Genomic DNA, 20,202 nt, shown 5'->3' with positions numbered 1-20,202 from the left:
TTGAGGTCGGGCTTTTCGTTTCAAATCCGCTATACAAAGGTAAGTTATTTTATCTTGTTCAGGAGCTTCCTACGGGTCGCTCTTCATTAAGCAAAAAATACAATTTATCAATTGAAATCATCGTTTTCTTTTCCAGTAATTTCAAATAATAACTGGTATAACTAAGCCTTTGTAGGTTACGGGTTTTTCACTACAATCCCTAAGGCGGAGAGTAGTCTATAGAAGCTGCTTCTAATTAGTTTATTGAATAAAAATAAATTGCTTATTTTTGAAAAGCTCAAAAGATTTTCTCATGAAACCTAAGGTAACAGATTTTTCGCAATTAGATTTAAACAAAACCTACACTTATGCCGATTACCTGACTTGGCGATTTAATGAACGTTTGGAATTAATTAAAGGTTGGGTTTATAAGATGAGTCCAGCACCTAGAAGAACACATCAAAGAATTGAAACTTCATTATCCTCTCAATTATGGAGATATTTTGAGCACAAAAAATGCGAAGTTTACCAGTCACCTTTTGATGTTCGACTGATTAAAAATAAAGGACAGTCTGACCACGAAATTACTACGGTAGTTCAACCCGACATTTCAGTAATATGCGATCCTGAAAAATTGGATGATCGAGGTTGCATTGGCGCACCCGATTTAATTATTGAAGTCCTTTCTCCTTCAACCATGAAAAAGGATTATTATGAAAAATTCAATTTATACGAAGAAAACAAAGTAAAAGAATACTGGCTGGTAAATCCAGAAGGTAGGTCTTTACAGATTTTTCATTTGGAGAACGATAAATACGAAGAATTTGAAACCCTTGAAGAGAAGGAAGAAACTATTACATCAAAATTATTTCCAGAACTACAAATCCCTATGGTAAGTGTGTTTGAATATTAAAGTTTAGGGTTGCATTTCAAAAAAAACCAGAATGACCTGTTGTCGTTGAAAGACAAGCTGTTTTTTTATTAAAATTCAAATTAATCATCACTAATTAAAAAACCAAGAGACTTTTTTCTTGGTTATGACCATCTATAATATCTATAAAGCACGTAAAGCTTCCTTCAAAATAGGGAACGTCTAAACCAGTTGTATATCCATGCCAAACTAAAGTTTCTCCATCTAACACTAAGCTAGCCCAAGGGTAAGGAAAAACTTCAGCAAAGTTTCTATAATCGGTTGTCTCTCCAACGTCTAAATTCTCAATATTGAAATTAACATTAGCGTTGTTTGTTGAAGCATTTACTATAATGTCTTCAAAATCAAAATCACTTACATTAGTAACTCGAACATTTACACCTAAAGAAGCATCCTCAATTATAAAAACATCATCACTAGAACAAGCTATCAAACTGAAAGAAATTACCAAAAACAAAATTGCTTTTCTACTCAAAGCGTTTAGGTTAATTGGATTCAAACAAAGAGTAATAGTCTTCATTATAAGTGTTTTACGTGACAAGTAATTAATTTTAAAAACTTGATACAAGTAAGTCTCCAAATAGGCTCAAATGACTTAATTATACATCAACTAACGTAAAAATGCATTCTTTTGTATAAATAATCGAAAAAATAGGAAAATTATCAAAGGCTGAAAGATGAATTTATACCGCAAAACACAATCGGACAACAACAGAATATAAGGGTGATTCAACTTTTTTGAAACAAATCATAAACTGCATCTCTTCAAAAAAAAACCGCTTTCAAAAGAAAGCGGTTTTACAACTTGGTGGTGCCTCCAGGAATCGAACCAGGGACACAAGGATTTTCAGTCCTTTGCTCTACCAACTGAGCTAAGGCACCCGTTGTTTGCGGGTGCAAATATAATTTCATTTATTTATTTACCAAAATAAAAGCTATAAAAATTTGATTTTTGTAATTTTACCCCATGAATATAGCTATAGATGTCGGCAACACACGCGTTAAACTAGGGGTGTTTTCAGCTGAGAACAAGTATGTTAATGCCGTTCTTAAAGAAGAGGTAGAAGATGAATTAAATTTCATTTTTTCTAAGTATGATTCAATTTATAAGTCAATTGTTTCAGCTTCGGGCAAAATTGATCAAAAATGGATTAACTTGCTAAAAGAAAAAACTCAATTACATGTTTTTTCACCATCTTCAAAAGTTCCTTTTATTAGTAACTACACTACCCCCAAGACTTTAGGATTAGATCGAAAAGCGCTTGTGGCCGCTGCATCAGTTGACTTTCCTCTCCAAAATGTACTCGTTATTGACTTGGGGACTTGTATAACTTACGACTTTATTGATTCTAAAAATTGTTACCATGGAGGAGCAATTTCGCCAGGAATTAAAATGCGATTTCAATCAATGAATAATTTTACAGAAAATTTGCCGTTAATAAAAAAGGACGCAAAAGCCCACAGATTTAAAAGTATTGGAAATTCTACAGAAAATGCTTTAAGCATAGGTGTTTTTGAGGGTATTATTTATGAAATACAAGGGTTTGTAAGACAATACCGTAGGCAGTTTCATGATTTAACAGTAATATTATGTGGAGGAGACGCAAATTTGTTGGCTGGGCGATTAAAAAATAGCATATTTGCAAATTCAAATTTTCAATTAAAAGGATTGAATCATATTTTAGAACAGAACACAAACTAATGTTTAAAAAGTTTATAACCTGTATTTTACTTGTAATTGGTAGCTTTGCTTTTGCACAGCAGGGGCTTAATTCTCCTTATTCATTTTACGGTCTTGGAAGCAATAATTTTAAAGGTACTGTTGAGAATAGATCGATGGGCGGAATTAGTAATTACTCAGATAGTATTCACCTCAACCTAAGGAATCCTGCTGCTTACGGTAGCCTTAAAGCGGTGGCATTTACAGGAGCAATTAGCGTTGAAAGTGTAAATTACAAAGACAACAATTCTAGTGACCAATTCAATATTACCTCGGTTGATTATTTTGCGCTTGGTCTTCCAACCAAAATTGGAGGCTTTGGTGCAGAGTTAATTCCTGAAACTACGGTAGGTTATAAAATTAGTGCGCTAGGCGATGAGCAACTAAATGAATTTGAAGGGCGTGGAGGGCTTAATTCGTTTAGACTTGCCTACGGTGTTCAGCCTTTTAAAAACTTAAATATTGGGGCATCACTTAACTATCGTTTTGGAAATTCAGAAAATAAAGCGCTCATTATTTTGAACAACGTTCAATATTCAACAAGAGATTTAAACATTAATCAATTTAGCGGGCTTTCATACAATTTTGGAGCGATGTATGACATTCCTCTTAAAAACAAAGTAAGAATAAGAACTTCTTTTAATTACGTGCCTGCTGCTACCATTAATGTAGATAACAACAGAACTATTGCTGCCGTTAGATTTGGAAATAATAACAGCGAAATTGTTGTCAATGAATTGAGTTTTGGCGATGCTAATTTTGATGTTGAACTTCCCGACTTATTAACTTTAGGAATTGGTGTGGGTAAAGAAACTAGTTGGTATGTTGGACTAGATTATGTAAGAGAAGGCCAATCTAATTTTGATGCACTAACTTTTAATAATACAGAAAATGCTTCTTATGTGGCTTCTAATAAATTTAGGTTAGGTGGCTTTTACATCCCTAGGTATGACGAACCCAACCAAAAACGATTCTATAAAAGGTTTGTTTATCGAGCTGGATTGCGCTTTGAGGAAACTGGTTTAAACATTAACGGACAAAACATAGAAGAGTTTGGCATATCTTTTGGAGTAGGTATTCCAGGAGGTTCCTTTTTCACTAACGCTAACTTAGGTCTAGAGTATGGTCAAAGAGGAACAACTTCTAATAATTTAGTTCAAGAAAACTTCTTTAGCTTTTTCTTAAACTTCACCTTTAATGATCGTTGGTTCATTGAGAAAAAATATAATTAATAATAAAATCAAATACATTTATTGCTATGAAAACTAATTTATTTTCATTTCTTTCCTTATTAATAAGCTTTTTTGCTTTTGCCCAAGAAGACTACGATTGTCAAACTGAGCTTTCGCTTTACGCAGAATCTGCAAAGGTGAAAAACTACGAAGAAGCCTTAGAAAACTACAACAATCTTTTAGCACATTGTGAGGATTTTTCTATGGTAACTTACCAATACGGAAAAATTATGTTTAAAGCTTTAATCAAAGCTGAAGCAGACGAAACTAAACAATTAGCTTTAGCTAAACGCTTTATTGCAAACGAAAAAGCTAGGTTAAAATTTTTTAAGTCTAGATCTGATAAAGGCGATATTTTACCTGGTATTGCTCAAATGATGAATGACCATAATATTGGGGAAGAAAAAGAGCAGTTTATGATTTTTGATGAAGCCTGGACAGAAGATCAAGAAAATTTCACTAATCCAAAGTCTATATACACTTACTTCCTTCAAATGGTTAACTTATTAGACCAAGGAGAAGTTAACTTGCAAGAGGTTTTTGAAAAATACGATGAAATTCAAGCCCACTTAGAAGAACTTGAAAATCAACAAGCTATTGTGGCTAAACCACTTATTGAAAAACAAGATAAACAAGAAAAACTTACTTCTACGCAATCAAGAAAACTAAAAAATGCTGAATTACGTCTTAAAAATTATGATGTAATTAGAAACAGTGTAGATAAGGTTATTGGAAGCCGAGCAGATTGTGAAAACTTAATTCCAATTTTTGAAAAAGATTATGAAGAGAACAAAAATAACATCGATTGGATTAATAATGCCGCAGATAGATTATTTAAAAAAGAATGTACAGACACCGATTTCTTTGTACAAGTTGTAGCTCAACAGCATCAACTAGAACCTTCTGCTAAATCTGCACTTTACCTAGGTCAGTTGTCTTTTGATAAAAAAGAAGTGAATCAGGCCATGAAATATTTTAAAGAATCTGCAGAACTAGAAGAAAACCAAGCAGATAAAGCTAAAGTACTGTATAAAATTGCCAACACATATAAAGATATGGGTAGCTTTTCAAATGCTAGAACCTATTATAAAAAAGCATTACAAAATCAGCCCTCTCTTGGTATAGCTTACTTGAAAATAGCAGAAATGTACGCCAAAAGCGCTAATGATTGTGGAACAGATACCTTCAATAAACAAGCCGTATATTGGTTAGCTGCAGAATATGCGTCTAAAGCAGGAAGAGTATCGCCAAAGCTAAAAAGTAATGCCCAGCAAGCAGTAAAAAGCTATAGCGCTAGAGCCCCTAAAAAATCTGATGTATTCCAAAAAAATTACACGGGTGGAGAAAAAATTAGCTTTAACTCCTGTTGGATTAATGAATCTGTTTTGGTTCCTAATTTATAATTTGTAATTTAGGCAATAATTGCCTAGTATAATGAACAAAACCATACATAAAACTATAACTAGCATTGTTGTCCTTTTTTGGGCAACAATGTTTTTTTCTTGTGATGGCAATCTAAATGAAGTAAGAATGCTTGAACAGGAAATTACTGACCCACAATCTGAAGCGAAAAACTTTAATTTATTTTACACCGATAGCGGTCGTGTGAAAGCCAATATTAGAGGACCTATTATGCTTGATTATACACATTTTGATTATCCTTACAGAAAATTTCCAGCGGGTGTAGAGGTTGATGTTTTTGACGATGACTCTACAAAAAACACAATTGTTGCCGACTTTGCCGTGGTATATGAAAAAGATGAACTCATAGACTTAAGAGATAATGTGGTTATTGTTACCTCAGATTCAACGGTGCTCAAATCAAATCAAATTTACTTTGACCAAAACGCTAATTGGATATTTACAGACGTAAGTTATGAAATTCAAATGCCTAATGGAGCCATAAATAAGGGAGAAGGTTTTGATGCTAACGATAATTTTGATAACTTCAACTCCAGAACAAATAGTGGTAAACAATACATCGATGAGTAAAAAACAACCTACACCCCCAAAGTTTTTAAAATTTTTTGAAATTGCTTACATTGGTATAGCTATTCTATTTATAATTGAAGCCTACCTAGCTTTTAAAGAGGAAAATAACAATGCGTATATTTTTGTAGGATTGGCATTAGCTGCTATATTTATGTTTTTCTTTAGGCGAAATTATAGAAAAAAACGAGGCGGTTAATTTATGGAAAACCAAAGCCTTATTATATTACTTTCACTCCTTTTTTCTGCCTTTTTCTCAGGTATGGAAATTGCTTATATTTCTGCAAATAAAGTGTATATTGAAATTGAAAAAAAGCAAAAAAGCTTTATTTCAACCCTCTTAAATAAACTTACTTCTAAACCCTCTAAGTTTATTGCTTCAATGCTCATAGGAAACAATATTGCTTTAGTCATTTACGGCTTGATTATGGGAGAAGTGATTATTACTTTTTTTGAAAGCCTACTTCCTGTTCAAAATACAGTAATTAATTTCTTTATATCGGATGCTAAAATTCTTAGTCAAACGCTAATTTCTACCTTTATTATTCTATTTACTGCAGAGTTCTTTCCAAAGGTGTTCTTTCAAATTTATGCCAACAAATTAATTCGGTTTTTAGCACTACCCGCTTATTTATTCTACCAACTTTTCCATCCATTAGCCCTCTTTGTAATGTGGATTTCTGATGTTTTACTCATTAAATTTTTCAATATTGAAGGCGATAAAATTCAGCTTTCATTCACTAAAGTTGAACTTGGTGATTACATTACTGAACAAATGGAAGATATTAGTGAAGAAGATGAAGTAGATTCTGAAATTCAGTTTTTTCAAAATGCACTAGAATTTTCAGAAGTGAAAGCTAGAGAAGCCATGGTGCCAAGAAATGAAGTTGTAGCTGTTGAAGTAAAAGAAAAAATTGCAAACGTCATCCAATTATTTACTCAAACTGGGTACTCTAAAATACTGGTTTATAAAGAAAATAAGGACAATATTATTGGTTATGTGCATTCGTTTGATATGTTTAAACGACCTAAAAAAATAAAAGAAATTTTAATTCCTGTTGTTTTTGTTCCAGAAACCCTGCTCATTAAAGATGCCCTAAATACGCTAATAAGAAAGAAAAAAAGTATCTCTGTGGTAATAGACGAATACGGAGGAACAAGCGGAATTATGACCGTAGAAGATATTGTTGAAGAGCTTTTTGGCGAAATTGAAGATGAACACGACCCCGTGATGTTAACCGAAAAGAAAATCTCTGAGCAGCATTACTTATTTTCTGCACGATTGGAAGTAGATTACATCAACGAAAAATACAAAATTGATTTGCCTGAAAGTGATCAGTATGAAACCCTAAGCGGATTGATAGTCCACCATAGCGAAGATATCCTAGAAAAAGATGATTATATAAAAATTGGCGACTTACACTTTAAGGTGAAGGAGGCTTCCAATAGACGACTTAACTTGGTTGAACTGAAGATTAAAAAAGACTAACTCTAGTCAAGCAGCCTATTCAAATTACTAGTTATACAATTATTAAATTACAACTGCTAGGGATTAAAAATTTCTAACGCCGAAATGTTAGAAATGCAATTTGAAGACTATAAAAATGTGGAAAGGACCACAGTTGGAAAAGTACTTCAATTGAACCTACTCAAGTAGAATTGAAAACAAAAGGCTACCGTAGAATGTGAATTTAAGTTGATGGTTTTGAATTAGCTAACTTATCAATTATTTTATTTATCGATGCTTCAATGGCTTGGTGGCTAAGTTCTTCTGAAGCCAAGTAAATCAATACCAAATCAAAATGCGTAGTTCCGTTTTTGATTAGGTGTTGATTTTTTCGATAAGCCTCTCTCATTAATCGTTTAATGCGATTTCTGGCCACCGCAGTTTTATGTCGCCTTTTAGGTACACTAATCAGTACTCGGTGTTCAGGCAAATCATTCTCCAAAAACAACACCCGCAAAGGAAAAACTTTCATTGATTCTCCTTGACTAAACAAATAAGCAATTCGTTTCTTATGGGTTAATTTTTCTGATTTAGGAAAAGTAAATTTCAAGCCTTGTTTTATTGCAAATATACAAAAATACTTAGGGCTAAAATTTTGCCGATAACAATTAAAATTTAGCTAATCTGAAAAACCTAATTATTAATTAACAACTCCGCCTAAAAAAAAGTTATACAAACTGCAAAAAAGAAGTTCATTGTATTGAATTTTAAAAAATTTAAAGGCATAAAAAATCAAATGTCTGATTGTGAAATCCTTGCAGAGAAAGGATATTTAGCTCAAAAAATAGGACTAACTTCAAAATCAATCTAGTCTAAATAACTCACCACAGGTTAAAATAATGAAAAATCTGAATTCAATTTTTCAGGCTTTAATAATTAGGCTATTAGCAAAAAATACTTAATTTCGCACATCTTTTGAAATCCAGTAAAAATGGCAAAGAAATTTCCAGAACATAAAGGTTTAAACCTACCCCAAATAGCAGATGAAGTATTAGCTTTTTGGAAAGAAGAACAAATCTTCCAAAAAAGTATTACTACCCGGAATGATGCAGAAGATTTTGTGTTTTTTGAAGGCCCACCATCGGCTAACGGAATGCCTGGTATTCACCACGTAATGGCAAGAAGTATTAAAGATATTTTTTGCAGATACAAAACCCAAAAAGGCTACAAAGTTAATCGTAAAGCAGGTTGGGACACCCACGGCTTGCCGGTTGAATTAGGCGTTGAAAAAGAACTGGGGATTACCAAAGAGGATATTGGTACGAAAATTTCTATTGAAGCATACAACCAAGCTTGTAAAAAAGCGGTGATGAAATATACCGATGTATGGAATAACCTCACCGGAAAAATGGGGTATTGGGTAGATATGGAAAATCCCTACATCACCTACAAATCCAAATACATGGAAAGCGTTTGGTGGTTGTTGTCCCAAATTTACAAAAAGGGCCTCATTTACAAAGGATATACCATTCAGCCTTATTCACCAAAAGCAGGTACAGGTTTGAGTTCGCATGAGTTAAACCAACCTGGAACTTACCAAGACGTTACCGATACTACAGTCACTGCGCAATTTAAAACAGTTAAAGAAAGTCTGCCATCAGGTTTACAAGCTTTTGAAAACTTATTTTTATTGGCGTGGACTACAACTCCCTGGACGCTTCCAAGTAACACAGCGCTTACTGTAGGCTCAAAAATCAAGTATGTAGTGGTAGAAACCTACAACCAATATACGTATAAACCTATCCATGTAATGCTTGCTGAAGCCCTAGTAAAAAAGCAGTTCAGTAAGAAATTTAAAGCGGTTGAAACTAAGGAAGAAATAGAAGCTTATCAAAAAGAAGATAAAAAAATTCCTTACCGAATTGTTCATGAAACTATCGGTAAAGATTTAGTCGGAATAAAATACGAACAACTACTTCCATACGCTCAACCTTATCATCATCCTGAAAATGCTTTCCGCGTTATTGCAGGTGATTTTGTAACTACCGAAGATGGTACAGGAATTGTACACACAGCGCCAACTTTTGGTGCGGATGATGCGCTTGTAGCTAAACAAGCTACTCCCGAAGTTCCTGGAATGTTAGTCAAAGATGAAAATGGAAATTTAGTTCCGTTGGTTGACTTGCAAGGTAAATTTAGACCTGAAGTAGGTAAACATGGAGGTAAATTTGTAAAAAATGAATATTATCCAGAAGGCGAAGCTCCAGAAAAATCGGTGGATGTAGAAATCGCCATCCAATTAAAAGAAGAAAATCGTGCTTTTAAAGTCGAAAAATACGTTCACTCCTATCCTAACTGTTGGCGTACGGACAAGCCTATTCTGTATTACCCGCTAGATTCTTGGTTCATTAAAGTAACCGAGGTGAAAGAGCGTATGCATGAGCTTAATAAAACCATCAACTGGAAACCTAAATCTACTGGCGAAGGTAGGTTTGGCAACTGGTTAGCCAATGCCAATGATTGGAATTTATCCCGCTCAAGATACTGGGGAATACCTTTGCCAATCTGGCGAACAGAAAATGGAAAAGAAGAAATGATCATTGGTTCCGTAGAAGAATTAAAATACGAAATTTCTCGTTCCATAGAAGCTGGACTAATGGAGAAAGACCCTTATGAAACTTTTGAGGTAGGTAATTTAAGCGATGAAAATTATGACCGAATTGATTTACATAAAAATGTAGTTGATCAAATTATTTTAGTGAGTGAAAGTGGGCAACCCATGTATCGTGAAGCCGATTTGATCGATGTTTGGTTTGATTCAGGAAGTATGCCCTACGCACAATGGCATTATCCGTTCAGCCTCCCCCCAGCCCCCTCCAAAGGAGGGGGAGTCGACACTCTCGGCTACCAAACAGCAAGAAAATCTTCTTACAATAGATTAAAAGAAAACGCTGAAAAGCACAAAAAAAAGCCTACCGAAGCTGAAAGTATTCTTTGGGAACAATTACGAGGAAAGCAATTAGGAGGTTTTAAATTCAGGAGACAACATATCATTGATGAATATATAGTAGATTTTGTTTGTTTAGGTCAAAAACTCGTTGTTGAAGTGGATGGTGGCTACCATAAGAATCCAGAAGTGAAGGAGAGTGATGAGTTTAGAACTCAATTTCTGAAAGAAAAATTTGGCTTCAGTGTGATTAGGTTTACCAATGATGAAATTATTGGTGATATTGACAAAGTTCTACAAAAAATTGAGGAAGCGTTGAGAAAATTCCCCCTTGGGGGGTTAGGGGGCCTCTCCGCCGACTTCATTGCCGAAGGTGTTGATCAAACAAGAGGTTGGTTTTACACGCTCCACGCCATTGCTACGTTGATTTTTGATGATGTTGCTTACAAAAATGTGGTATCCAACGGACTTGTCCTAGATAAAAACGGACAAAAAATGTCCAAACGCTTGGGCAATGCAGTAGATCCATTCAAAACCTTAAACGATTATGGTCCAGATGCCACGCGCTGGTACATGATTAGCAATGCCAATCCATGGGATAATTTAAAATTTGATTTAGAAGGAATTGCCGAAGTACAAAGAAAATTCTTCGGAACTTTATACAATACTTATTCCTTTTTTAGTCTTTACGCTAATATTGATGAATTTTCCTACGCTGAAGCTGAAATAGCCAACAAAGAACGTCCAGAAATAGATCGTTGGATTCTTTCTGAATTAAATACTTTAGTGGGTAATGTAGATCATTTTTACAGCGAATATGAACCCACCCGAGCGACAAGAGCAATTTCAGATTTTGTTCAAGAAAACTTAAGCAACTGGTATGTGCGCTTAAGCAGAAGAAGATTCTGGAAAGGTGACTATAAGCAGGATAAAATTTCGGCCTATCAAACATTATTTACTTGTTTAAAAACCGTAGCTCAATTAATAGCACCAGTAGCTCCATTTTTTGCAGAAAAATTATATAAAGATTTAACAAATGCTACTGCTCATGAAGAGCATGAAAGCGTTCATTTAAGTTACTTCCCAACAGTAAATAAAGAATTAATTGATGAAGTTTTAGAGCGTAAGATGCAAAAAGCTCAACAAATTTCTTCCTTAACTCTTTCGCTAAGGAAAAAAGAAAAAATCAAAGTAAGACAACCGCTTCAACGAATTATGATTCCTGTGTTAGACGAAAGCATTAGAGAAGAAATTGCGGCTGTGGCTAACTTGATTAAATCTGAAGTGAATGTAAAAGAAATCGAATTTTTAGATGATACTTCAGGAATTCTAGTGAAAGATATTAAGCCTAATTTTAAAACCTTAGGGCCAAGGTTTGGAAAAAACATGAAACAAGCCGTACAAGCCATTCAACAATTTGGTGAGAACGAAATAGCTCAGATTGAAAAAAATGGTGGCTTAGAAATTGATTTACTAGACGAAAAGCAGTATATTTCCAAATCGGATGTAGAAATTACTTCTCAAGATATTGAAGGTTGGCTGGTAGCTAGCGGAAATGGATTAACCGTTGCTTTAGATGTGAGCTTAAACGATGAGTTAATTCATGAAGGAATAGCAAGAGAACTAGTAAATAGAATACAAAACTTGAGAAAAGATAGCGGATTTGAAGTTACCGATCAAGTTGAAATTACCATGCAGTCTAATCCAAAAATTGAGGCTGCAGTAAACAAAAATTTAACCTACATAAGACAAGAAACTTTAACTTCAAGCCTTACATTTGAAACCGATATTAATCAGGGAGTTGAAATTGAATTTGACAATTTAAAAACAGTTCTCAAAATTAAAAAAACTGAATAATGAACACCACTACAAAAGTTAGGTATAGCGATGAAGAATTAGCTGAATTTAAAGCGCTCATCGAAGATAAAATTGTAAAAGCTGAAAAGCAATTAAACCTTTATCAAGAAGCTTTTAAAAACGGGAGTGCTAATGATACAGAAGACACAGCACCTACGTTTAAGTCTTTTGACGATGGCAGCAACACTTTAAGTAAAGAAGCTAATTCTGCTTTAGCTATACGTCAAGGAAAGTTTATTAGAGACTTAAAAAACGCCTTGATTAGAATAGAGAATAAAACTTACGGGGTGTGCAGAGTTACAGGAAAATTAATCAATAAAGAACGATTAAAACTAGTTCCTCATGCAACACTAAGTATTGAAGCTAAAAACCAACAAGGTTAGCAACTAGTACCTAGTTAAGAAATAACCTTTTAATCAAATACCGATTTAAGCGAGTAAGATTTGCTTTCTTGTCTAAATCGGTAACTTCGTATATTCATTTCTACTTCTATTAACTTCATTTAATGATAGATTTTTTTTCAAACAAGCATCCATCCTGACTAAAGCTTAATTTTTTGCTACGAAATAAAGGATAAAAAGTCAAATTTTTTTTTTGAGTAAACTCAAGACACGAAGCGTATTAACCTGAGTTCGATTATTCTCACTTTGTCAAAACTGTTTTAAATAGTAAGATACAAACTTTTTTAAGACGAAATATCTGGATATTGCGGAGTAAAAAAGTAACGTAGATTGCTGTTTAAAACTGATTACTCTATTTCGTTCAATAAGAACATCCATTTACTGCGTTAATTTTTATCACGATAGCTAAGGCTATCCTTCAAAAAATTGCCTTGTAACTGAATATCCTTATTGATTTTGACTTTGTGATTATGATCGAACTCAGGTTATTAGACATTAAATTTATATTAAAACTATTCTAAGCAACAAAAATTGACTATCTTTAACTAACTAATATATTTGGATATGTCAAAATTTGGCCAGTTAATTGATATTAATATTCCTGTTTTGTTAAATTTCTACACAGAATGGGACGACGAGTCCAAGCGAATGCATCCTATCTTAAAAGATGTAGCCGCTGCGATTGGAGATAAAGCTAAAGTGATTAAAATTGATTTAGACAAAAATCAGGATTTGGCAGAGGCTTTACGTATCAAAACTATTCCCACGCATATCATCTACGTCAATGGCGAAATGGTGTGGCGTAAAAGTGGGGTTTTAAATGCTAATGATTTGATTCTACATCTAGAACAAAGTCAATAATTTTAACTAATTTTCTTAAAAACATAGCCTTCTTTGCTAAAATGTTCAAGCATTTTTGGCAAACTATACATGAGGTTTTTTTGGGCTTTTTTACTGTCGTGCATAACTACAATATCTCCAGAAACAAGGTTTTCTACTATGTTTTTAAGACACTGTTCGGGAGTCACTTTCTGATTGTAATCTTTACTTAATACACTCCACATAATAATATCAAAACCTTTAGCCAACAAAACCTCCTCTTGTTTTCTCTTCAATCTTCCGTAAGGAGGTCTAAATAATTTAGTAAAGGATTTATGATGATAAAAAGTTTCTTGCGCATATTGAATGTTGGTCAAGTATAATTCAGTTTTTGTTTTCCAAGCATTGAGGTGGTTTTGTGTATGGTTTCCTACCGAGTGCCCCTCTTCAATAATGCGACTAAATAATTCAGGATGCTTTTCTATATTATTTCCAATGCAAAAGAACGTAGCTTTGGCCTGATATTCTTTTAAGCAATCAAGGACCCAAGGGGTGACTTCAGGAATAGGACCGTCATCAAAAGTTAAGTAGATACTTTGCTCAGTATCTGAAAAGTTCCACCTCCTTTTAGGCATAAGCTTTTTCCACCAAGCAGGCGATTTAATTGGAATTATGTTAGGCATACTTACTTTAACTCTAATTCCTGATTATTTAACTCAAAGTCAGCTTCAGAAGGTATTTTTGCATCCTCAAGAGAATCATCAATATCTTCCTCCATGATTTCTTCCAGCAAACTTTCGTCTAAATCATCATCAGATTCTGCAAAGTGGTCAAATAAAGAAACATACGAATTAAATACTTCGGCTTCTTTTTTGGCATATTCTTCATCATCATAAATAATCAAAATATCCACAAATCCTCTATAACGTTCAATTTCAGTTACTAAATCCTCGCCATATTGATTTTGTCTTTGGCGGTCTAAACTAGCAAAAAAAGTTAATTTTTCTTGGTATTTAGCAACTACTTCTTGCCAAAGTTCACGCGCTTTTTCTTTTTCTTCAACTTCGTAATAACCAGAAATAAATGGTTCTACTAAGGTATAATAGCCAAAGGAGTTGACTGGCATTTTTTCAACCGCCAAATCTATAATCACTTTAGCTCTTTTTTTGTCCTCTTCTTGAAGCAAGGCTTCTAAAAGCCTTCCCATATTACTTCGGTAAGTGATTGAGTTTTTACGTGTTTCTGGATCGTGATATACATCTGGATTACCACTACTTCCCCACCACCAGTTCGTCATAATCTCAAAATTCTTATCTGCATCAACCCTTCCCATATCAAAAGGAATTCTTGGGTTAATTGGTGTTTTTATAGGCACTAACTGATAAACTACACCATCCATTTGCAGATAATCTTTCAGCCATAGGTAATCCTCATCACCAAAACTTCCACCCGTAAAATAAATTGGACGTTCCCAATTATTATTGGCTAATAAATCTAACATCATCAATCTATTTTTACCTACAATTGAGCTGCCTATAGTTAGGAAAAGTTCATCTTCAATTAAATCAGCATCCTCTTCTTTTACAATTCCTGATTTTAAAACTTGTTCTTGATCAACAGGAATTCGAAGTGTTTTAGCGGGAAAGGTATTAATCACCTGTCCGCTTTGCAACTCTGCTTTCGTTGTTTGGTTATCGCTTTTAATGTATTTCATCCATTGCTTGATATCCATGGTGTCCTTAATTCGTGGATCCTCTTGATACCAAACAAAGTCATTGGTACCATAAGCATATTGAGGATGTTCCAAAGTTGTTTTAACCGGATCGCTTTCATAAGCTTTTCTGCGCATTTGATCAATATACCAATCGGTTGCAAAAAGACTGGTATTAATAATTCTCACATCGGTTCGGTAGCCTTCAATTTCTTGAGCATACCAGAGGGCAAAAGTATCATTATCGCCAATGGTAAAAACAATAGCGTCTTCATCAACCGAATCGAGGTATTTTTTTGCCATAGCCAAAGCCGATGTTCTTCCAGAGCGATCGTGATCATCCCAATTTTCTGTCGCCATCAAAATAGGAACAGCAAACAAACACAAGGCCCCTACAGCCGGGGCAACAATTTTTGGTGTAACGTACTTTTTTAAAGTATCAAAAAGTGCATAAACGCCAAAACCGATCCACATGGCGAACACATAAAATGAACCCACCAGGGCGTAATCGCGTTCACGCGGCTCAAAAGGACGTTCATTTAAGTAAATTTTCAGCGCAATTCCTGTGAATAAGAAAAATACAGTTAGCACCCAAAAAGTAGATTTATCTTTTTGAATATGAAATAACAAACCAAGTAGTCCTAGAATAAAAGGTAAAAAGTAATAGGTATTTCTTCCTGGGTTATTTTTAGCATCTGAAGTTAACTCACTTTGGTTACCCAAACGCATTTCATCAATAAAGTCAATCCCAGAAATCCAATTACCATGTAAGTCGTTTTTCTTTCCTTGAATATCATCTTGTTTTCCTATATAATTCCAGAAGAAATAGCGCCAATACATATAACCAATTTGAAAATCCAAGAGGTAATTAAGGTTAGAAGCATAACCTGGTTTTTTAACTTCAACATAGGGAGAAAGTTCTTTCAAGTAACCAATATATTCTTGGTAATCTACTGCTCCTTGTCTTAGTCGTTGCTCTAAATCATTCAACATACCAAGTATTTCAGGATTATCAGCATATTCGGGTAATGGCTTTACCTCTAATGGGCCGGTGTACATCAAATAATTGTGTGCATGTTCATTAGACCACATTCGTGGTAGAATGGTATTATGGGCTGCATCAGAGTTTTGTTTTGCATTTTTATAATCGTTAACAATGATGTACTTATTATTTGCTTCGTCTTTTTCGTATTTTGGCTTATCGTCTTTAAAGGGATTAACAGCGTCTAAACCAGCAAACATATCGGTAAACTGAGGGCCGTAAAAAAGTTTAGTTTCCGGATACTGTTCACGATTATAATAAGCCAGTAATTCGCGTGCATTATTGGGGTCGTTTTCATTGATTACGGTACCTGCATTGGCTCGAATAGGAAGCATAATCCAACTTGAAAATCCTATCAAAATAAATAATATACTTAAAACTAAAGTATTCAGTTGAAAGTACTTTTTTTGTCTAGTATAATAAAGTAAGTAAGCAAAAAGGCCGATAAGTAATAGTCCTGCGGTAATAGTTCCTGAATTAAATGGAAGTCGCAAAGTGTTCACAAAAAACAATTCCATTTCAGCAAAAAAGGTCATGGTGTAAGGAAGCAGTAATTTGAAAATAAACATCAACACTCCAACCACAATAAAATTAGCTATAATGAAGTTTTTGATAGTTACTTTTTTGGTGTTTTTGAAATAATATAAAAACCCAATAGCGGGTATGGTAAGAAGTCCCATAAAATGAACCCCAAATGAAAGACCTACTAAAAAAGCAATAAGCACCACCCAACGATGACCTCTAGGTTTATGCATGTCTCTTTCCCACAATAGAGCTAGGTAAAACATAGCGGCCATAATGCAGGCGGCCATGGCGTAAACCTCTGCTTCCACTGCAGAAAACCAAAAGCTATCGGTAAAGGTAAACGTAAGCGCACCAATTAAACTACTAGATAAAACGGCTATTTTAGTGCTCGTTTCTGCTTCATCTAAATTGGGAATAAATTTTCTGAAGAGTAGAGTTATTGACCAAAACAGGAATAAAATTGCGAAAGCACTAGAAAAAACCGACATTAGATTGACCATAAGTGCTACTTGAGAAGCTTCAAAAGCAAAAGTAGAAAAAGCAGCACCAAAGATTTGGTATAAAGGCGCACCAGGCGGGTGGCCTACTTGAAGTTTGGCAGCGGTTGAAATATATTCACCCGCATCCCAGAAACTAGCAGTTGGTTCAACGGTTGACCAATAAGTGACTAAAGCCACCAAAAAAGCAAAGCATCCTAATAGTTTATTCCAAGTCCTAAAAGTAAGTTGAGGCATTTGATTTAGTTTTATTATATAAAAAGCGAAAATAGGGATAAATATTGTATTGAGGGGTTCCTATTTTTTTGAAATAAAGCATAAAAGTTGGTTTTTTTATTGATTTATAGCTAACCGATTAATACTTAAAATATTTTTTATAAAAACGAATTATTTTTTTGCTAATCTATTTTTATATTTTATATTTGCACCCGCAAACAGCAATTGGCCTATGGTGTAACTGGCAACACGTCTGGTTTTGGTCCAGAAGAGTCTAGGTTCGAGCCCTAGTAGGCCAACATAATTTAAAATCGAATTCTTAATTAGAGTTCGATTTTTTTTATTTACTCAAATTTAAGTTTTTCTAAAACGGGTTCCGTTTCTGTTTTAATTGATTTCAATGAATTAAATTACAGAACAGGGGATTCTCGAATAATAACAAAATATGATTTTATTATTAGGAAGTTAACCGCCAAAAAAAAAAAAATATTAATAAACTGTGAACCTGCCTCACCAAGGCGAAAGAAGGAAGGCAGGTAATCGCGGTTTATATTAATTTTGTAACTTTGCTGAAGGTAAAAAAGTAATGATTTACAACAGATTATCAGGGTAAAGAAATTGACCGTAGTAAACCATGTACTAAATAACAGAAAAAAGGACAATCAACTTGAAAAATCTGAAAGAGATAAAACTCTACAATACTAAAACATAATTTACACGTGTAAAATCAAACTATTACTAGAAATACAAGACAATAAAGCATCTTTCTTTTTGGAAGTGCTAAAAAACTTTTCTTTTGTAAAAAAAGCAACTCAAATCTCTAATGCAAAAGCTGATTTGATAGAAGATATTAAGGATGCTGTTGAAGAGTTAAAATTGGTGCGAGAAGGTAAGTTAGAAGCTCGTAATGCTGAAGATTTAATCAATGAATTATAGTGTTAAAAGTATTCCTAAGTTTGAAAAAAACTTAAAGAAATTAGCTAAAAAATATCCATCGCTTAAAACGGAATATATACAGCTAATTAACAGCCTAAAAGAAAATCCTTAACAAGGAACTGATCTTGATAAAAACTGCTACAAAATACGACTGGCTATTGCTTCTAAAGGCAAAGGTAAAAGTGGCGACGCAAGGGTGATTACCAATATCGTTATAGCTGATACTACCGTGTATTTGCTCACCATTTACGACAAATCTGATAAAGACAGCCTAACAAACAAAGAACTCAAAGAATTGTTGGAATTTGTACCTGAATAACAAATCATATCTTCTCCGTTATTGATGCTTTTATTGCTAATAGGAAGGTGCAGCGTAGTATGGAATAAAAGTATGTTTTTAATGCCTACTCCTCTTCCCCCCAAAGATACTCCAAATCAGGGAAATCTTCTTTTTTGTAGTAGGGTGGGATTAATTTTCGTAATGAATCAAAGAAAGTTCATTTACTTTTTTGAATTCAACATCGGATGTAATTATGGGTAAATCTAAATATAAAGCTGTAGATATGATAATACTATCAGGAAGCTTTAGATTATATACTTTTCTGATTTTTATAGGGGAGTGTAATTTAAACTCTGTCCGATTTTTTCGTTCTGGAGGGGCTAGCCCCTCCAGAACGAAGTTCCAAATCCAATGGGATTCTGTTGCCAAATTTAATATATAATTGTTGAATCGTCAAACTCCAATTGTGCAGTGGTGCTTTCCACTTTTTTTGTATATTCATTGTAGCTAAGTAAACTATCTTTAGAAGAGCCATATCAGTTGGGAATGCATCTTTTGTTTTTGTTACTTTTCTTACTTGGCGATGATAACCCTCTACGGTGTTTGTCGTGTAAATAAGCTTACGTATTGGCTTAGTATATTGAAAATAGGTACTGAGTTCTTCCCAGTTGTTTTTCCAGCTTTCTATCACTAAAGGGTATTTCTGTACCCACTTCTCTTCGAGTGCTTTTAAAGCTTCTTCTGCTAAATCCTTGGTATCTGCTCTATAGACCTCTTTCAGGTCTTTCATAAAGTCTTTTTTGTCTTTAGAGGCTATGTACTTTAGGGAATTTCTAATCTGATGTATAACACGTTTCTGTATTTCAGTCTTTGGAAATACACTTAAAATAGCTTCACTAAAGCCTTTTAGGTTGTCTGTACAAGCAATTAAAATATCCTGTAATCCACGATTATTTAAATCTGTTAAAACACTTAACCAGAAGTTAGCTCCTTCACTCTCGGATAAATAAATACCTAAAACTTCTTTGTAGCCATTTTTGTTTACTCCAAGCACGTTATAAAGAGCTTTGCTCTTTATGAGTCCATCCACTTTTACTTTGTAGTGCATTGCATCTAACCAAACAATGCAGTACATCGATTCTAAAGGACGATTTTGCCATCGTTTAATCTCAGGTATTATTCTATCGGTAATCTGACTTAAAACACTATGCGATACCTCTGTATCATACATCTCTTTAATGTGAGAAGAGATGTCTCTGTAACTCATACCTAAACCATATAAACCAATAATTTTATCGGCTAATTGATCAGCTAAAACAGTTTGACGTTTCTTCACTATTTCAGGTTCAAAGTTACTGTTACGATCTTGGGGTACTTCTAATTCAAAATTACCCAAACTACTCTTTACTGTTTTAGTTTTTAGTCCGTTGCGCTTGTTGCCAGAGCTTCGCTCTGATTCATTCAAATGGTTCTCCATCTCGGCTTGTAAAGCCTTGTCTAAAACATTTTTTAATAAGGGAGCCAAAGCTCCGTCTTCTCCAAATAAATTTTTGCCTGACAAAAATTGGTCTAATATTTTTTGTTCTAATTCGGATTGTTCTACTTTTTTCATCTCTATCTAAATTTTAAAGGTTTAATTTAATAAATTTTAGACAGAGTTCAAATTACACCCT

Annotated in this window: 17 protein-coding genes, 2 tRNA genes and 1 pseudogene; 13 read left to right on the top strand and 7 right to left on the bottom strand. The window is 34.0% G+C overall.

Annotated elements, in window-relative coordinates; all coding sequences use genetic code 11:
* Window positions 1-292 precede the first annotated feature (292 nt).
* Entirely contained in the window at window positions 293-892 is a 600-nt protein-coding gene (locus G7034_RS09910) for a Uma2 family endonuclease (protein ID WP_166400803.1), read from the top strand.
* A gap of 94 nt (window positions 893-986) precedes the next feature.
* Here the strand turns inward: G7034_RS09910 and G7034_RS09905 are convergent, their stop codons facing one another.
* Complete coding sequence (locus G7034_RS09905) at window positions 987-1,430, bottom strand: hypothetical protein (protein WP_166400802.1); 444 nt, start codon at window positions 1,428-1,430, stop codon at window positions 987-989.
* A gap of 286 nt (window positions 1,431-1,716) precedes the next feature.
* Window positions 1,717-1,792 (bottom strand) — tRNA-Phe (locus G7034_RS09900).
* An 85-nt stretch (window positions 1,793-1,877) separates the two neighbouring features.
* Between G7034_RS09900 and G7034_RS09895 the strand changes: the two genes are divergently transcribed.
* From G7034_RS09895 to G7034_RS09870, 6 genes are read left to right on the top strand one after another with little or no spacing between them, the layout of a single operon-like run.
* Entirely contained in the window at window positions 1,878-2,612 is a 735-nt protein-coding gene (locus G7034_RS09895) for a type III pantothenate kinase (protein WP_166400801.1), read from the top strand.
* Window positions 2,612-3,862 (top strand): lipid outer membrane transport protein FadL-like protein, encoded by a 1,251-nt coding sequence (locus G7034_RS09890; protein WP_166400800.1) that lies wholly within the window; start codon window positions 2,612-2,614, stop codon window positions 3,860-3,862. Before G7034_RS09895 ends, G7034_RS09890 begins: the two co-directional genes overlap by 1 nt.
* 26 nt (window positions 3,863-3,888) lie before the next feature.
* Window positions 3,889-5,265 (top strand): hypothetical protein, encoded by a 1,377-nt coding sequence (locus tag G7034_RS09885; RefSeq protein WP_166400799.1) that lies wholly within the window; start codon window positions 3,889-3,891, stop codon window positions 5,263-5,265.
* Window positions 5,266-5,296: 31 nt separating this feature from the next.
* Window positions 5,297-5,854: an LPS export ABC transporter periplasmic protein LptC gene (lptC, locus tag G7034_RS09880; protein WP_166400798.1), complete on the top strand. Its 558-nt coding sequence runs from the start codon at window positions 5,297-5,299 to the stop codon at window positions 5,852-5,854.
* The gene (locus tag G7034_RS09875; RefSeq protein ID WP_166400797.1) at window positions 5,847-6,050 is read left to right on the top strand and encodes an LPXTG cell wall anchor domain-containing protein; all 204 of its coding nucleotides are present in this window, start codon (window positions 5,847-5,849) and stop codon (window positions 6,048-6,050) included. Before lptC ends, G7034_RS09875 begins: the two co-directional genes overlap by 8 nt.
* A gap of 3 nt (window positions 6,051-6,053) precedes the next feature.
* Window positions 6,054-7,340 (top strand): hemolysin family protein, encoded by a 1,287-nt coding sequence (locus G7034_RS09870; protein WP_166400796.1) that lies wholly within the window; start codon window positions 6,054-6,056, stop codon window positions 7,338-7,340.
* A gap of 202 nt (window positions 7,341-7,542) precedes the next feature.
* Here G7034_RS09870 and rnpA read toward each other — a convergent pair whose 3' ends face one another.
* Window positions 7,543-7,908, bottom strand: coding sequence for a ribonuclease P protein component (gene rnpA, locus G7034_RS09865; protein WP_166400795.1), 366 nt, complete (start codon window positions 7,906-7,908; stop codon window positions 7,543-7,545).
* 381 nt (window positions 7,909-8,289) lie between these two features.
* Between rnpA and ileS the strand changes: the two genes are divergently transcribed.
* From ileS to G7034_RS09850, 3 genes are all read left to right on the top strand, one after another.
* The gene (gene ileS / locus G7034_RS09860; RefSeq protein ID WP_166400794.1) at window positions 8,290-12,102 is read left to right on the top strand and encodes an isoleucine--tRNA ligase; all 3,813 of its coding nucleotides are present in this window, start codon (window positions 8,290-8,292) and stop codon (window positions 12,100-12,102) included.
* Complete coding sequence (locus G7034_RS09855; RefSeq protein WP_166400793.1) at window positions 12,102-12,485, top strand: TraR/DksA family transcriptional regulator; 384 nt, start codon at window positions 12,102-12,104, stop codon at window positions 12,483-12,485. The genes ileS and G7034_RS09855 overlap by 1 nt, the downstream gene beginning before the upstream one ends.
* 582 nt (window positions 12,486-13,067) lie before the next feature.
* Window positions 13,068-13,364 (top strand): thioredoxin family protein, encoded by a 297-nt coding sequence (locus G7034_RS09850; protein ID WP_166400792.1) that lies wholly within the window; start codon window positions 13,068-13,070, stop codon window positions 13,362-13,364.
* Window positions 13,365-13,366: 2 nt separating this feature from the next.
* On the opposite strand, the gene G7034_RS09845 is transcribed toward G7034_RS09850, so the two are convergent.
* Together G7034_RS09845 and G7034_RS09840 are read right to left on the bottom strand one after the other, a co-directional pair.
* Complete coding sequence (locus G7034_RS09845) at window positions 13,367-14,005, bottom strand: polysaccharide deacetylase family protein (protein WP_187349892.1); 639 nt, start codon at window positions 14,003-14,005, stop codon at window positions 13,367-13,369.
* Between the two features lie 2 nt (window positions 14,006-14,007).
* A complete protein-coding gene (locus G7034_RS09840) occupies window positions 14,008-17,334 on the bottom strand; it encodes a glycosyltransferase family 117 protein (RefSeq protein ID WP_166400791.1) in 3,327 nt (1,108 codons plus the stop codon).
* A gap of 205 nt (window positions 17,335-17,539) precedes the next feature.
* Between G7034_RS09840 and G7034_RS09835 the strand changes: the two genes are divergently transcribed.
* The 3 genes and pseudogenes from G7034_RS09835 to G7034_RS11925 all read left to right on the top strand — a co-directional run.
* Window positions 17,540-17,612 (top strand) — tRNA-Gln (locus G7034_RS09835).
* Window positions 17,613-18,084: 472 nt separating this feature from the next.
* Window positions 18,085-18,249, top strand: coding sequence for a hypothetical protein (locus G7034_RS09830; protein ID WP_187349891.1), 165 nt, complete (start codon window positions 18,085-18,087; stop codon window positions 18,247-18,249).
* A 136-nt stretch (window positions 18,250-18,385) separates the two neighbouring features.
* Window positions 18,386-18,568 (top strand): annotated as a pseudogene (locus G7034_RS11925) (type II toxin-antitoxin system RelE/ParE family toxin); the annotation flags it as partial.
* Between the two features lie 150 nt (window positions 18,569-18,718).
* Here the strand turns inward: G7034_RS11925 and G7034_RS12110 are convergent.
* Window positions 18,719-18,958 (bottom strand): PIN domain-containing protein, encoded by a 240-nt coding sequence (locus G7034_RS12110; RefSeq protein ID WP_394351940.1) that lies wholly within the window; start codon window positions 18,956-18,958, stop codon window positions 18,719-18,721.
* Complete coding sequence (locus G7034_RS09820) at window positions 18,876-20,141, bottom strand: IS256 family transposase (protein WP_166400790.1); 1,266 nt, start codon at window positions 20,139-20,141, stop codon at window positions 18,876-18,878. The genes G7034_RS12110 and G7034_RS09820 overlap by 83 nt, the downstream gene beginning before the upstream one ends.
* Between the last annotated feature and the right edge of the window lie 61 nt (window positions 20,142-20,202).

The organism is Psychroflexus maritimus (genome assembly GCF_011089875.1).
In the GTDB taxonomy this organism is placed as follows: Bacteria; Bacteroidota; Bacteroidia; order Flavobacteriales; family Flavobacteriaceae; genus Psychroflexus; species Psychroflexus maritimus.
Note: the sequence above shows the minus strand (reverse complement) of the source record. Positions and strands in the feature narration are given on the sequence as shown.